This is a genomic window from Pantoea sp. EKM10T (assembly GCF_011800685.1).
Taxonomy (GTDB): domain Bacteria; phylum Pseudomonadota; class Gammaproteobacteria; order Enterobacterales; family Enterobacteriaceae; genus Pantoea; species Pantoea agglomerans.
Window position 1 is genome coordinate 373039 of the sequence record NZ_JAALEU010000005.1, and the last position, 14319, is coordinate 387357.

Annotated in this window: 13 protein-coding genes; 9 read left to right on the top strand and 4 right to left on the bottom strand. The window is 52.4% G+C overall.

Translation table 11 applies throughout. From position 1 onward, the window contains the following. Positions 1–366: 366 nt before the first annotated feature. On the bottom strand, positions 367–1041 hold the full coding sequence (locus HFD95_RS12490) for an ATP-dependent Clp protease proteolytic subunit (protein WP_167430305.1): 675 nt from the start codon (positions 1039–1041) through the stop codon (positions 367–369). 1857 nt (positions 1042–2898) lie between these two features. On the opposite strand from HFD95_RS12490, the gene HFD95_RS12495 reads away from it, so the two are divergent. The 6 genes from HFD95_RS12495 (at position 2899) to rnd (ending at position 10301) form a co-directional block, all read left to right on the top strand. Next, positions 2899–3636 (top strand): carbonic anhydrase, encoded by a 738-nt coding sequence (locus HFD95_RS12495; protein WP_033771955.1) that lies wholly within the window; start codon positions 2899–2901, stop codon positions 3634–3636. Positions 3637–3878: 242 nt separating this feature from the next. Then, positions 3879–5795 (top strand): ATP-dependent DNA helicase, encoded by a 1917-nt coding sequence (locus HFD95_RS12500; protein ID WP_010260556.1) that lies wholly within the window; start codon positions 3879–3881, stop codon positions 5793–5795. Positions 5796–5839: 44 nt separating this feature from the next. After that, positions 5840–6538 carry a tRNA (adenosine(37)-N6)-threonylcarbamoyltransferase complex dimerization subunit type 1 TsaB gene (tsaB, locus tag HFD95_RS12505; RefSeq protein WP_045139911.1) on the top strand — a complete coding sequence of 233 codons (699 nt, stop codon included), beginning with the start codon at positions 5840–5842 and terminating at the stop codon, positions 6536–6538. A 60-nt stretch (positions 6539–6598) separates the two neighbouring features. Continuing rightward, positions 6599–7195, top strand: coding sequence for a Slp family lipoprotein (locus tag HFD95_RS12510; RefSeq protein ID WP_010260563.1), 597 nt, complete (start codon positions 6599–6601; stop codon positions 7193–7195). 209 nt (positions 7196–7404) lie between these two features. Next, the gene (fadD, locus tag HFD95_RS12515) at positions 7405–9081 is read left to right on the top strand and encodes a long-chain-fatty-acid--CoA ligase FadD (RefSeq protein WP_010670758.1); all 1677 of its coding nucleotides are present in this window, start codon (positions 7405–7407) and stop codon (positions 9079–9081) included. Positions 9082–9179: 98 nt separating this feature from the next. Beyond that, entirely contained in the window at positions 9180–10301 is a 1122-nt protein-coding gene (gene rnd / locus HFD95_RS12520) for a ribonuclease D (RefSeq protein WP_061703877.1), read from the top strand. Positions 10302–10354: 53 nt separating this feature from the next. On the opposite strand, the gene minE is transcribed toward rnd, so the two are convergent. The 3 genes from minE to minC are packed head-to-tail and all read right to left on the bottom strand — an operon-like array spanning position 10355 to position 12181. After that, positions 10355–10624: a cell division topological specificity factor MinE gene (gene minE, locus HFD95_RS12525; RefSeq protein ID WP_008925314.1), complete on the bottom strand. Its 270-nt coding sequence runs from the start codon at positions 10622–10624 to the stop codon at positions 10355–10357. Positions 10625–10627: 3 nt separating this feature from the next. Continuing rightward, positions 10628–11440 carry a septum site-determining protein MinD gene (gene minD, locus HFD95_RS12530; protein ID WP_010260569.1) on the bottom strand — a complete coding sequence of 271 codons (813 nt, stop codon included), beginning with the start codon at positions 11438–11440 and terminating at the stop codon, positions 10628–10630. 33 nt (positions 11441–11473) lie between these two features. Beyond that, the gene (minC, locus tag HFD95_RS12535) at positions 11474–12181 is read right to left on the bottom strand and encodes a septum site-determining protein MinC (RefSeq protein ID WP_010260571.1); all 708 of its coding nucleotides are present in this window, start codon (positions 12179–12181) and stop codon (positions 11474–11476) included. Positions 12182–12336: 155 nt separating this feature from the next. On the opposite strand from minC, the gene HFD95_RS12540 reads away from it, so the two are divergent. From HFD95_RS12540 to HFD95_RS12550, 3 genes are all read left to right on the top strand, one after another. Continuing rightward, positions 12337–12612, top strand: a complete 276-nt coding sequence (locus tag HFD95_RS12540; protein WP_010260572.1) for a YcgL domain-containing protein — start codon at positions 12337–12339, stop codon at positions 12610–12612. 316 nt (positions 12613–12928) lie between these two features. Beyond that, positions 12929–13588, top strand: a complete 660-nt coding sequence (locus HFD95_RS12545; protein ID WP_167430306.1) for a fumarylacetoacetate hydrolase family protein — start codon at positions 12929–12931, stop codon at positions 13586–13588. A gap of 65 nt (positions 13589–13653) precedes the next feature. Next, positions 13654–14100: a YcgN family cysteine cluster protein gene (locus HFD95_RS12550; RefSeq protein ID WP_010260578.1), complete on the top strand. Its 447-nt coding sequence runs from the start codon at positions 13654–13656 to the stop codon at positions 14098–14100. Positions 14101–14319: the final 219 nt, after the last annotated feature.

Below are 14319 nucleotides of genomic sequence, written 5' to 3' on the forward strand. Positions count from 1 at the left end.
GCGTCGCCAATAATCGTGATATCAGGTCACCAGCCAGAAACAGATAAACGCCCAGTACCAGAATGAGCCGTATCTGGCTGAGCGGCCTGCTTTATTTGCCGCTTTTTATCTGGCCAGTGTTGAATCAACTCTGCTATTGCTGCTCAAAAAACTCACCAGGCAAGGGTAGCGCTTACTGCGAAAATCCACCGTGATATTGATGGTGAGATCCTGCGGCGCCCCATCTGAACGTCGTCTGCGTTATGTTCTTCTCTGGATTACCCGCTAACGGCTCGATATGTCTCCCCGCCAGCACGCCCATCTGTCCAGGCGGCGCATATCTGATAAAAAGTATTCGTCCAGCAGGCATAAATAACGCTATTTTTGCTAGTCGCTGGCCTCTGAAGTGAAAATGTAATAAGCGACATCAGCGGGGGCGATTCCTTCAACACGTTTTTGTGCAATACCCTGTTTTACAGATTCTGGAAAACGCAGGTAAATACGGTTGTCTTCACTGAATAAGGCTTTATCTATCTCTATCCCGTCATCTTTGAAACAGGATGCATAGGTGTCCCTGAATATTTTACTGACATTATCGATATCTCTGCTGAGTAAAATGACTTCATTTTTTTTCAGATAGTTGCTCTGAATGTTTTGACTCGCTGCAGGGTGGATTAAAAACGTTGCGCTGGGTAATGTTTCCCTTTGCGCCCCTGAGCAATAAATCAGGGTAGCAGCCGAACCCGTCATTGCGGCATTGATGGTTTTTATCGGAATCCTTGACCCCCTGACGGCCTGGCCGCCCATATAGCCAGCTTCCATGTCGCCGCCAAAGCTGTTTATATAAAGCGATATTTCTTTTACAGCGGGGTAACTTGCATTAATATCATCGATGCCTGCCATCAATTCTGCCACTTTAGTGCCATTAACCTCGCCAATGTAAACGATTTTTGCCGATTTTATCTCTTGCGCTTTCAGGGTGTTATTTATCACCACTGACGTTTTTGCTATGCAGCAAGCGGAAGTGACGCCCAATAATAGAAAAGTGAAATAACGCACCATAAAAAACTCCATTTAAGGGTATGACGCTGTCAGTTTAAGGATCAGTAATGTTTAAAAAGAAAATAGCCCGTTGTAACTTCCAGGGTGATGATATAGAAGATAAGTACGATGAATATCAATAATAAACTCGCTCTGGCGTAGTTTTTCTTTGAACGTTTAGTCCTTCGGTTTAAGGACCAGTAAAGCAGCATGAAAAGATTTAATACGGGTATGCCGGTTAAAATTAATGTGACAATCCAATCCCATAGGGAGACATCATCGACGTGTTGATTATTTTCCACAGTGTTTTTTACGCTATGTGAGTGGTGGAGTAACGACGTTAACTGCTACGACGTGCAGATCATTTCCTGACAGCTGACGAGTTTTTATTGATTCGCTGAGGATAAACGTCAGACCAGTCTGGTTGTTCGCCGGACATAATCGCGCGCCGCTGTGCAGGGCTGATCCCCTGGTTTATATGCGGCATGACAGGTTCACTATGTTGACCAACTGGGTTAAGTTTGACCTCATCGTTGGTAACGCAACCGCTCAGCGTCAGAATCACTAAGCTATACTGGGGTAATTTAGGGAACAATGATATTTCTCCTTGTTGAGGTAATGGTGTCCATTTTGACGGATAGATGCAACAGGGTAGCAACAGCCAGATTACATCCCATTTAACTTATAATATAAAACCCCACTTCATTTACATTAAAGGATATCTTTAGCGAGATATTCTTAAACGGCCTTTTAAAGAGGACGGATGCCGTGGGGCATGGTTTCTATTGTGATGTGACTCATCCGGCGACAATTTTTTATTGCCTGTGAGAGATAACAGAACGCCTGAATTTTTAATTACCTCTCTACCATCTGTTAAGTCAGCGTGGCTGCATCAGAGGAAATATTCAATCCGCTAATGCTCACAGGTTACGTTTAAATTCTGTCTCTTTTATATCAGGGATTTTTTCTTATAACAACATAACGATGTTTAATGCTACTCCTGTTGAGTTTTTATTTAATGTTACCTTTCTTTGTGCATAATTGTGCTTTGAATCGCATCATTAACTTTTCGTGTCCCTATATTATAGCAGTTAAGTTCCGGCCTTTTATTCATTAAACGAGTAAGAGGTTTTTTTGAAAACACAGTTTTTTCAGCGGCGAATTATTAAACCCGCTATCCGACTGACGTCAATGATAACGCGGCTGGAGGAGGCGAATGGGCATCCGATTAACCGGTACGCTATCAGCACCGGCTGTGACGCAAGGCTGTTTCACGCAGTGGCGAAGCAGAGTCTGCGGCAGCGCCCGCATTTCTGATATCTTTTGCGAGCCTTGCAAAACAGATGGCAGGAGTAAGCTACACTCAAAGGGCATAGCAAAATTGCTATCTGACACCGGAGGAAATTATGTCTGAACGCCCTGATTACGATGAGCCGCTGCCCGATGACGCTGAGATTTATCCTGAAGATGAGGAAGAAGATGAAGAAGAGGAACCATTAGAAAAGGATGTCTAGCGTCACCTGCATAATCTTTTATGACGCGTTATCGCGTTGCACCGCAAAACCGCCTGCGTGCAGTTTTGCGGTTTCTTACGTCGCCTGAATTTAGTGCAAAATTTCCCTCCCGGCTCGTTTCGACGATCAAAATGATAAATACAGAAAAATGAAACTCTTTTATTCAGAGAGATTGATATCAACCCTTTCCTGAAGTGCTTAAAAACGTAACATCGTGATGTTTGTTAATTAAATTAACATTGATTGTAATTATAAACTCTTTATTCGTTCTGATTTTGATTTAACGCATTTTGTCACCTTGCTGATTCAGTAGTCAGCGGAATAGTATCCCTGCCGCAAATAAGCTTATAAAGCAGGGATAAAAATGAAATTACCAAAAATGTTAAGTCTGGTTGTGGCGCTTTCTACCCTCAACGTAGCCGGTGCGGCGGAACCGCACTGGACGTACGAAGGCAAAGCTGGCCCGGAACACTGGAGCGAACTGACCAGCGACTTCCACATCTGCCACGAAGGTAAGTCCCAGTCGCCTATCAATATTAAAGATCCGATTGAGGGACATTTACAGGCACTCGATCTGGCCTACCATACGTCGGCTGAGAAGGTGATCAACAATGGCCACACGATTCAGGTGACCGTTGATGAAGAAGATGATTTTGTACTGGATCGGGAAAAGTTCACACTGCGTCAGTATCACTTCCATACGCCGAGTGAGAACCAGATCAATGGGCACACCTTTCCCCTGGAAGCCCACTTTGTACACAGCAAAGAGGATGGCGATCTGGCCGTGGTCGCGGTGATGTTTAAGGTCGGTGAAGAGAATCCGGCGCTGGCACCGTTGATCGACGCTATGCCGAAACAGGAAAACCAGCAGGTAACCATTAATCGCCAGGTAAACTTACGCGATCTCTTCCCGGAAGATCTGCACTATTATCGTTTCAGCGGCTCCCTGACGACGCCGCCCTGCAGCGAAGGGATTCGCTGGCTGGTGCTGAAACAGCCGGTTTCGCTCTCTCAGGCGCAGCTCGACGCCTTTAAACAGGCGCTGAAAACCACCAATAATCGTCCGTTGCAGCATCTCAATGGGCGCATGATTGTAGAGTAGTCACAGCGATTTCTACTGCCTTTCGCGGTGCAACTTCTCATCAGGTATCCCGGTGCTGCGAGCGCTTCTCTTCAGGCGGCCACGTGCCGCCTTTTTCCCCATCTTTCAGACGCGATCCAGAGTCTTTACCTGCCACGCCCCCAACGGCTGGAAATAGATAAGTTATTGATAATTATCAATTTTGCTTTGTTGATCCAATACTGACATAATTACAGTGTTTTTGCCGTTCTTAGTGAGGGTATGTGGCAGACGATTTTGCAGTGGATGGCGCGCTGGCGCTGGCGATCGCAGGCTTTAAGCCGCGTGAAGCACAGCGTGAGATGGCGCAGGCGGTATCTGAAGCCGTAAAACAGCAGGGTGAACTGGTGGTCGAGGCCGGTACCGGCACCGGAAAAACTTATGCCTACCTGGCTCCCGCTCTGCGGGCCGGTAAAAAAGTAATTGTCTCCACCGGATCCAAGGCGCTGCAGGATCAGCTCTATGGCCGCGATCTGCCTACGATGATCAAGGCGCTGGATTTCAAAGGTAAAACGGCCTTGCTGAAAGGGCGCTCCAACTACCTTTGCCTGGAACGCATGGAACAGCAATCGATGGCGGGTGGCGATCTCACCGCGCAGGGGCTGACCGATCTGGTGACGCTGCGCAGCTGGTCATCGCAGACGGAAGATGGCGACATCAGCAGCTGTGCGGGCGTGACCGAAGACAGCCCGGTCTGGCCGCTGGTCACCAGCACCAACGATAACTGCCTCGGCACTGACTGCCCGCGCTATAAAGAGTGCTTTGTGGTCAAAGCGCGTAAGCGCGCTATGGACGCCGATGTGGTGGTCGTGAACCACCATCTCTTTCTTGCCGATCTGGTGGTGAAAGAGGGCGGCTTTGGCGAACTTATTCCCGAAGCTGATGTGATGATCTTCGATGAAGCCCATCAGCTGCCCGATATCGCCAGTCAGTATTTTGGTCAGCAGCTCTCCAGCCGCCAGTTACTCGATCTCGCCAAAGATATTATTACCGCCTACCGCACCGAGGTGCGTGATGCTCAGCAGCTGCAGAAATCCGCTGACCGCCTGGCGCAGTGCGCGCAGGATTTTCGCCTGTCATTAGGCGATCCCGGCTATCGCGGTAACCTGCGTGAACTGCTGAGCGATAACAACATCCTGCGAATGTTTACGCTGCTGGATGATGCGCTTGAGCTCTGTTACGACGTTATCAAACTCTCACTGGGCCGTTCAGCCCTGCTGGATGCCGCCTTCGAGCGGGCCGCGCTCTACCGTGGCCGGTTAAAACGGCTGCGGGCGATTAACGAGCCGGGCTACAGCTACTGGTATGAATGTACCTCACGTCACTTTATCCTGGCGCTGACGCCGCTCTCGGTGGCAGAACGCTTCCGTGAAGTAATGGATAATCGTAAGGCTGCATGGATCTTCACCTCAGCCACCCTGGCGGTGGATGAGAAAATGGCACACTTCGCCGAACGGCTGGGTGTGAATGCAGCAAAAAGCCTGATTCTGAACAGCCCGTTCGATTTTGCGAAGCAGGCGCTGCTCTGCGTTCCGCGCAATCTGCCTGAGCCTAACCGTCCGGGTGGTGCACGCCAGCTGGCCGCAATGATGAAGCCGCTGATTGATGCTAATAAAGGCCGCTGTTTCTTTCTGTGCACGTCGCACCTGATGATGCGTGAGCTGGCCGCAGAATTTCGCGCCTCAATGACGCTGCCCGTGCTGGTGCAGGGTGAAACCAGCAAGGGTCAGTTGCTGAAACAGTTCATTGATAAGGGCAATGCCCTGCTGGTGGCGACCAGCAGCTTCTGGGAAGGCGTGGATGTGCGGGGTGATGCGCTGTCGCTGGTGATCATCGATAAACTGCCGTTCACCTCACCGGAAGATCCGCTGTTGAAAGCCAGAATGGAAGATTGCCGGATTCGTGGCGGCGATCCCTTTACGGATGTGCAGCTGCCGGATGCGGTGATCACCCTGAAGCAGGGCGTGGGACGTTTAATCCGCGATACCGACGATCGTGGCGTACTGGTGATTTGCGATCAGCGTCTGGTTTCTCGTCCTTATGGCGCGCTGTTTCTCAATAGCCTGCCACCGACGCCGCGCACCCGGGACATTGCCCGCGCCATCGCCTTTATCCGCCAGCAACCCGAACCAGACGCGTAATTTTATGCTAAGATGCGCGCCGTTTTCTTTCTTCTGAGGTAGTCATGTCAGCCCGAATTTTAGCGCTGGATACGGCGACAGAAGCCTGTTCAGCCGCCTTGCTGAATCAGCAACAGATTGATGCCCGATTCGAAATTGCCCCGCGCGATCACACCCAGCGTATTTTACCGCTGATCGAAGAGCTACTGCTGGCACAGCAGCTGGAACTGACCGACCTGGACGCGCTCGCCTTTGGTCGCGGCCCTGGCAGTTTTACCGGCGTGCGGATTGGCATTGGTATTGCGCAGGGACTGGCACTGGGCGCTTCTCTGCCAATGATCGCGGTTTCCACGCTGGCAACGCTGGCGGAAGGCGCATGGCGTCTGCACGGTGCTACCCGGGTATTAACCGCTATTGATGCGCGGATGGGCGAGGTCTACTGGGCCGAATATCAGCGTGATGAACAGGGTGCCTGGCAGGGTGAGGCCAGCGAAAGCGTGCTGTCGCCCGAAGCGGCACTGGCCCGGATGCAGGCGCTTTCTGGCGAATGGATGACCGCAGGCACCGGCTGGCAGGCTTATCCTGCCCTGCAGCAGGGACACGAACTTACCCTGAAAGCCAGTGACGTTACGCTGCCCGCTGCAGAAGATATGCTGCCGCTGGCGACCCTTGCGCTGGCGCAGGGGAAGACGCTGCTGCCGGAAACGGCGGAGCCCACTTATCTGCGTAATGAAGTCGCCTGGAAAAAATTACCTGGCCGGTAAAATGCACGCAACTTATTGTTATGCGTCCAGTCTAACTCTTTACCTAACGGGAGAACGTCTATGTCGTCAATGTGTGGTAAAGGGCTTTCAGGTCTGCTGCTGACCTGTGTGCTGGCGTTAACCGGTTGTGTCTCAATTCCTGACACGCTGCAGGGCAGCTCACCTCAGCCGCAGCAGGATCTGTTGCGGGTCATGAGCAATCCTTCGCTCTTTGTCGGGCAGGAATCTCGCTTTGGCGGCAAGGTAGTGAATGTCACTAACCTGAACGGCAAAACCCGGCTTGAGATTGCTGCGCAGCCGCTGGATGATAGCGCCAGACCACGTCTGGGTGCGGCCTCGGTCGGTCGGATTTATGCCGATATCCGCGGTTTTGTTGATCCGGTGGATGTAAGAAACCAGTATGTGACGGTGCTGGGTACCCTTAAGGGGACAGAGCAGGGCAAAATTGGTGAAGCGGATTATAAATTTGCGGTCATCGATGTGCGCGGTTATCAGCGCTGGCGACTTACCCAGCAGGTGACAGCTCCACCTCAGCCGATGGATCCCTGGATCTGGTATGGTCCGACCCGCCATCGCGGTGGATACTGGGGCCCGAATCCCTACTGGGGAATGATGAACAGTGGGCCGGCAGAGGTGCAGACCATTCTGACTGAGTAAGTGCAAAAAACATTTAAGTATCAGCCCGGTCGCGGTGCTCGCTGCCGGGCTTTTTATTTGCCTGTTTTATCAGCACGAAATTTAGTGATGCACTTCGCAACCTCAACATGCCAAAACAGGCAAACTGGTACAATCAGTTAAAATATTGTTAACAAACCAGATTGGCTGAGGCAGCGATGGAAATACAACATAATTATCGGGGTGGATCCTTGAATAAGGTTTGGCTGAAACGCTACCCGGCAGATGTGCCTGCCGAAATAAGTGCAGATCGTTACACCTCGCTGGTGGATCTGTTTGAGCAGGCCGCAAAACGCTACGCCGATCAACCCGCGTTCCTGAACATGGGTCAGAAGATGAGTTATCGTCAGCTGGAAGAGAAGAGCCGCGCTTTTGCCGCCTATCTTCAGCAACAGCTGGGCCTGAAAGCGGGTGACCGGGTGGCACTGATGATGCCGAATTTACTGCAGTATCCGGTGGCCCTGTTTGGTGTGCTGCGTGCAGGTATGGTCGTAGTCAATGTGAATCCGCTCTATACGCCGCGCGAACTGCAGCATCAGCTCAATGACAGTGGGGCCAGTGCGATTGTCATTGTCTCGAATTTTGCGCACACGCTGGAAAAAGTGGTGGCGAAAACCGCTGTGCGGCACGTCATCCTGACCCGGATGGGCGATCAGCTGGCGCCGATAAAAGCGACACTGGTTAACTTTGTCGTTAAGTATGTGAAGAAGCTGGTGCCCAAATACCATCTGCCGGGGGCAATCTCATTTCGCCACGTACTGGAAGTCGGCGAAACGCTCAATTATCAACGCCCGACGGTCTCCAATGACGATCTCGCCTTCCTGCAATATACCGGTGGCACCACTGGCGTGGCCAAAGGGGCGATGCTGACCCATCGCAACATGCAGGCGAATCTTGAGCAGACACGCGCGACCTACGGCAAGGTGCTGCGTGACGGTAAAGAGTGTGTCGTCACCGCGCTGCCGCTTTATCACATCTTCGCCTTAACGGTGAATGGCCTGCTGTTCCTGGAGCTGGGCGGTCAGAATCTGTTGATCACCAATCCGCGCGATATCCCCGGCTTTGTTAAAGAGCTGGGGAAATTTCCGTTTACCGCCATTACCGGCGTGAATACGCTGTTTAATGCGCTACTCAACGATGAGCAGTTTAATAAACTCGATTTTTCAACGCTGCGTCTTTCCGCCGGTGGCGGAATGGCGGTGCAGAAAGTGGTGGCCGAGCGCTGGGAAAAACTGACCGGACACTATCTGCTGGAAGGCTATGGCCTGACAGAGTGTTCTCCGCTGGTGTCAGTCAATCCCTATGACATCAGCTGTCATACCGGCAGTATCGGTCTGCCGGTGCCCTCGACCGATGTGCTGATTCTGGATGACGCCGGCAATGAAGTTCCTCCGGGTGAACCGGGCGAACTTTGCATCAGCGGCCCGCAGGTGATGCTGGGCTACTGGCAGCATCCGGAAGCGACAGCGGAAGTGCTGAAAAATGGCTGGCTCCACAGCGGTGATATTGTTACCGTTGACCAGGAAGGCTTTATTCGCATTGTTGACCGCAAAAAAGATATGATTCTGGTATCAGGTTTTAATGTCTATCCGAATGAAATCGAAGACGTGCTGATGCAGCATCCTAAAGTGCGTGAAGCCGCGGCTATCGGTGTCCCCAGCGATCTTTCTGGCGAAGCGGTAAAAGTCTGCATCGTGAAAAAAGATGCATCGCTCACCAAAGAAGAGGTGCTCGATCACTGTCGCCGTCAGCTGACCGGTTACAAGGTGCCGAAAATCATTGAGTTTCGTGATGAGTTGCCTAAAACCAACGTCGGCAAGATCCTGCGGCGTGAGCTGCGCGACGAGGCGAAACCCGGCGCGAGCTGAATCCGGGCAGAAATTGAGGTTGAACGCCGGCATGTCCGGCGTTTTTATTGTTTTTAACATGGAGCGCCGCGCGTTGTTGGCTGCGGTGGAAATCAGACGTGAACTATTCCCTTATCGACCAGGATGATCAACTGGCAGACGTGTGTCAGAAAGCGCGCCAGCACGCGGCGGTGGCCCTGGATACCGAATTTGTCCGCACCCGCACTTACTACCCTCAGCTTGGCCTGATCCAGCTGTTCGACGATCAACAACTGGTGCTGATTGACCCGCTGAATATCCGTGACTGGTCACCCTTTATTGCCTTGCTGACCGACACCAGCGTCACCAAATTCCTGCATGCCGGGGGTGAAGATCTGGAAGTCTTCCTGCACCGTTTCGGCGTGCTGCCGACGCCCATGATCGATACCCAGATTCTGGCTGCCTTTTCTGGCCAGCCGCTCTCCTGGGGTTTTGCCTCAATGGTGGCACATTTCACTCAGGTCGAACTCGATAAAAGTGAATCACGCACGGACTGGCTGGCGCGCCCTCTGACCCAGCGTCAGTGCGAGTATGCGGCGGCGGACGTTCACTATCTGTTGCCAATTGCGCGTCAGCTGATGATCAATACGGAAGAGGCCGGCAATATGTCGGCGGCACTCAGTGAGTGCGATAACCTGTGTCAGCGTCGTCTGGATAGCCTGTCGCCGGATGAAGCCTGGCGGGATATTACCAATGCCTGGCAGTTGCGCCCGCGTCAGCTGGCGGCGTTACAGCGACTGGCGGCCTGGCGTCTGAAGCTGGCGCGTGAAAAAGATATGGCCGTTAACTTTGTGGTGCGCGAAGAGCACCTGTGGAAAGTGGCGCGCTTTATGCCCGGCTCGCTGGGCGAGCTGGATCATCTGGGGCTGTCAGGCCACGAAATTCGTTTCCACGGCAAAGCGCTGGTGGCGCTGGTGGCAGAAGCTGAGGCGCTGGATGAGAGCGAACTGCCGGCTCCGCTGGGCAATCTGATTGACCATCCGCACTACAAGCCGGTGTTTAAAGCGATGAAAGCGCTGGTGCAGCAGGTGAGTGAGCAGAGTGGATTCAGTCAGGAGCTGCTGGCGTCACGACGTCAGATTAATCAGGTATTAAGTCAGCACTGGGGCCTGAAGCCACAGGGACGTCAGCCGGAGTTACTCACCGGATGGCGGGGCGAACTGCTGAAACCCGGCATTGAGGAGATTCTGGCGGGTTGTTAACCGGTTAAATTTCCCCTGCCAGAGCGCAGGGGAAATTCAGCAAACGGTCAGCGTCATTTAGTCACTTCATCCGTTTCCGGCAGCGTCACGTTCAGCTCCAGAATCGAGATATCATCACCTTTCTGGTCGAGCTGAACCGTTACCATTTCTGGATCGATCTTCACATATCTGCAAATCACTTCCAGAATGTCGCGCTTAAGTTGCGGAAGATAGTGGGGCTCACTGTCGCCCCTTCTCCGTTCTGCCACGATAATCTGCAGCCTTTCCTTGGCTATATTGGCAGTGTTCTTCTTCCGGGATAAAAAGAAATCAAGTAATGCCATGGTTTATCCCCCGAACAGGCGTTTCAGGAAACCCTTCTTCTCTTCTTCGATAAAGCGGAAGGGGCGTACTTCACCGAGCAACCGTTCAACGGTATCGGCATAGGCTTTGCCAGCATCAGATTCGCCGTCAAGAATCACCGGTTCGCCCTGGTTAGAGGCACGTAACACCGATTGATCTTCAGGGATCACGCCGACCAGAGGAATGCGCAGGATCTCCAGCACATCTTCCATGCTCAGCATATCGCCACGGTTCACCCGGCCAGGGTTATAGCGGGTCAGCAGCAGATGCTCCTTCACCGGGTCCTGACTGTTTTCAGCGCGACGGGATTTGGATGAGATGATGCCGAGGATGCGGTCGGAGTCGCGGACAGAAGAGACTTCCGGGTTGGTGGTAATAATGGCTTCATCGGCAAAGTAGAGCGCCATCAGTGCGCCCGTTTCAATCCCTGCCGGTGAGTCACAGACGATGAAATCGAACTCCATCTTAGCCAAATCGTTCAGAACTTTTTCAACACCCTCCCGGGTCAGCGCATCTTTATCACGGGTCTGCGACGCAGGCAGAATGTAGAGCTGCTCCGTGCGTTTGTCGCGAATCAGCGCCTGGTTCAGTGTGGCATCGCCCTGGATTACATTAACAAAGTCGTAGACCACACGGCGCTCACAGCCCATGATCAAATCCAGGTTACGCAGACCGATATCAAAATCGATCACAACTGTCTTTTTGCCTTTCTGCGCTAAACCGGTGGCGATGGCCGCGCTTGACGTGGTCTTACCAACGCCCCCTTTACCGGATGTAACTACAATAATGCGTGCCATAAATGTTGATTTCCTTAACAAAAGAAAAGGGGCCTAATTAAGTGTCTGGATAGTCAGCGCGCCATCCTGCAGGCACAGGCGCGCAGCTTTACCAAAAAATTCTTGCGGGATCTGATCCATGATCCAGTACTCTCCGGCAATCGAGACCAGCTCGGCAGCCAGGTTGGTACAAAAAATCTGGCAGTTGCGGTCACCGCTGGCACCCGCCAGGGCGCGACCGCGCATCATGCCGTAAATGTGAATATTGCCATCGGCGACCAGTTCAGCGCCGGCGCTGACGCTGCTGGTGATGATCAAATCGGCATCACGCGCATAAATCTGCTGGCCCGAGCGCACCGGGGTGTTCACGATGCGGGTTTTCGTTGCTACCGTTTCGGTTACAGCCGGCAGAGGTTCAGGTATCGGCTGCGGCGCGGCGGCTTGCGGTCTGGCCTCTTTACCTTCTGCCAGCACGGGCAGGCCGGCACGGGCGATCATACGTTTCAGCGCTTCGTCTTTGCAGCCGCTTACGCCGACAATGCGTAAACCGGTGGCGAGAACCGCCTGTTGCAACAGTTTCCAGTTAACATCGGCACTTAATGTCGAGACGTTAAGTACCACCGGCGCGTTTTTCAGGAAATCTGGAGCCTGGTCAATCTTGTCCTGGAGTGCCTTGCGAATCACCGCAGGGTCATGGTGATGCAAATGGACGACAGACAGGGTGAAACTGCTACCTTTGAATTCGATTGGCGTTTGCGACATCTGTCCCGACTCAGTCCTGTTTTCACTACCGAAAGCCTGGCGATGATAAAATCATCGTGGAAGCGCTAACGGTGAATATTCGAAGTTCTGCAAGCATGTTATAGTTACAGCTATATTCAGACAAGCCTCAACGCCGGTTAATTCGAGTAAAAAATATGTTTTGTGTGATCTACAGAAGCCCGTTACGTGACCAGACTTATCTCTATGTTGAAAAAAAGGACGATTTCTCGCGCGTTCCGGAAGAATTGCTGAAAGGCTTTGGCAAGCCGCAGCTGGCGATGGTGCTTAAGCTGGCGGGGCGGGACAGGCTGGCTAATGCGGATATCAATAAAGTTAAGCAGGGATTGAGCGAGCAGGGCTATTATTTACAGCTCCCTCCGCCGATTGAAAGTCTCCTCAACATTCATTTACAGGCCGATAAAAAACTTTAACTCGGATTCTTCTGTAAATATAAATCCTGTCGGTGCGATCCTGGCAGGATAATATTGCCCTGATGCTGCGCAAAATTAACGGTGCAGCTTATCTGTTTCACCCCTTTTTAAATTCCCTGCTCAATTTTTTCTCCCGATTTGTACGATTATTCAGCGCTTCAACCCCTGCATTTACGCTTTCTGACAAATTACGCACCCCGGACCGTTAAAAGGATCTTATTATCACGCTATGAGGTTGGCATTTCGATCAACGCATGAGCAAACATCAACCCGCCAGCAGCGCTGGCATCACACCTAACCTGAACAGGGGATGAGCATGTATCAGCATCGTAACTGGCAAGGCGCTCTGTTAGATTTTCCGGTCAGCAAAGTGGTTTGCGTCGGGAGTAATTATGCAAAGCACATTAAAGAGATGGGCAGCGCAACCCCAACCGAACCGGTGATCTTTATCAAGCCGGAAACGGCGCTGTGTGATTTGCGTCAGCCGCTCTCTATTCCCGACGCGTTTGGCGAGGTCCATCATGAAGTTGAACTGGCGGTGCTGATCGGCGCGACACTGAAGCAGGCGACCGATGCGCATGTGGCTAAGGCGATTGCAGGTTATGGCGTGGCGCTGGATCTGACACTGCGTGACCTGCAGGCCGGGCTGAAAAAAGCGGGCCAGCCGTGGGAAAAATCCAAAGGCTTTGATAACGCCTGTCCTGTCTCTGGTTTTATCCCGATGACGGAATTCAGTGGCGATCCGCAGAACGTCGAGCTTAAATTGCTGGTGAACGGTGAAGTGCGTCAGCACGGCAACACCGAAGACATGATTCATAAAATCCTGCCGCTGATTGCCCATATGAGCCACTACTTTACGCTGCGTGCAGGCGATGTGATTCTGACCGGTACGCCAGAAGGGGTAGGCCCGATGCGCTCGGGTGATCAGCTGGAAGTTTCACTGGCGGGTCACGGCATCAGCACGCGCGTACTCTAAAAACTTGCATCACCGCCGCATAGGCTTTATAAGGTGCGGTTTAGGCACAATCCGGACAAATCATCATGACTGACACCCCTTTCTGGCAACAAAAACGCCTGGCACAAATGAGCGATGAGGAATGGGAATCCTTGTGTGATGGTTGTGGACAGTGTTGCCTGAACAAATTGCAGGACGCCGACACCGATGAGATCTACTTCACCAATGTCGCCTGTGATCAGCTCAATATTAAAACCTGCCAGTGCCGTAACTATGAGCGCCGCTTCGAGCTTGAAGAGGATTGCATCAAGTTAACGCGCGAAAATCTGACGACCTTCAACTGGCTGCCGCGCACCTGCGCCTACCGGCTGCTGGGTGAGGGCAAAGATTTACCCGTATGGCATCCGCTGCGGGCCGGTTCGAAAACAGCGATGCATGCGCAGCGTATTTCGGTGCGGTATATTGCGGTGCGTGAGAGTGAAGTGCGGGACTGGGAAGATCACATCATTGATCGCCCCGATCGCAACGGCTGAGTGCCGCGCTATCAATCGGAACAGAAAAAAGGCTGCCAGTGGCATAATGCTGGTCAGTTAAGCGACAGGTGATAACGCAGTCTGGTGCCGGGCAGGGGCTGGCGGTCCTCGCGCCGCTGCGCGGTTCCTTCACTCCATTCCTCTGCCTGACGGACCGCCGGGGATGGCACATCCTGTGCCGCCCCGCCTTTCGCCCGCGTCCTGCGGGCTCTCCTGGCA

Coding starts and splice junctions, on each gene's coding strand:
- minD (WP_010260569.1), bottom strand. CDS start 11,440: ATGGCACGCATTATTGTAGTTACATCCGGTAAAGGGGGCGTTGGTAAG.
- HFD95_RS12510 (WP_010260563.1), top strand. CDS start 6,599: ATGTCGTCAATGTGTGGTAAAGGGCTTTCAGGTCTGCTGCTGACCTGT.
- HFD95_RS12545 (WP_167430306.1), top strand. CDS start 12,929: ATGTATCAGCATCGTAACTGGCAAGGCGCTCTGTTAGATTTTCCGGTC.
- HFD95_RS12490 (WP_167430305.1), bottom strand. CDS start 1,041: ATGGTGCGTTATTTCACTTTTCTATTATTGGGCGTCACTTCCGCTTGC.
- HFD95_RS12550 (WP_010260578.1), top strand. CDS start 13,654: ATGACTGACACCCCTTTCTGGCAACAAAAACGCCTGGCACAAATGAGC.
- minE (WP_008925314.1), bottom strand. CDS start 10,624: ATGGCATTACTTGATTTCTTTTTATCCCGGAAGAAGAACACTGCCAAT.
- HFD95_RS12540 (WP_010260572.1), top strand. CDS start 12,337: ATGTTTTGTGTGATCTACAGAAGCCCGTTACGTGACCAGACTTATCTC.
- tsaB (WP_045139911.1), top strand. CDS start 5,840: ATGTCAGCCCGAATTTTAGCGCTGGATACGGCGACAGAAGCCTGTTCA.
- minC (WP_010260571.1), bottom strand. CDS start 12,181: ATGTCGCAAACGCCAATCGAATTCAAAGGTAGCAGTTTCACCCTGTCT.
- HFD95_RS12495 (WP_033771955.1), top strand. CDS start 2,899: ATGAAATTACCAAAAATGTTAAGTCTGGTTGTGGCGCTTTCTACCCTC.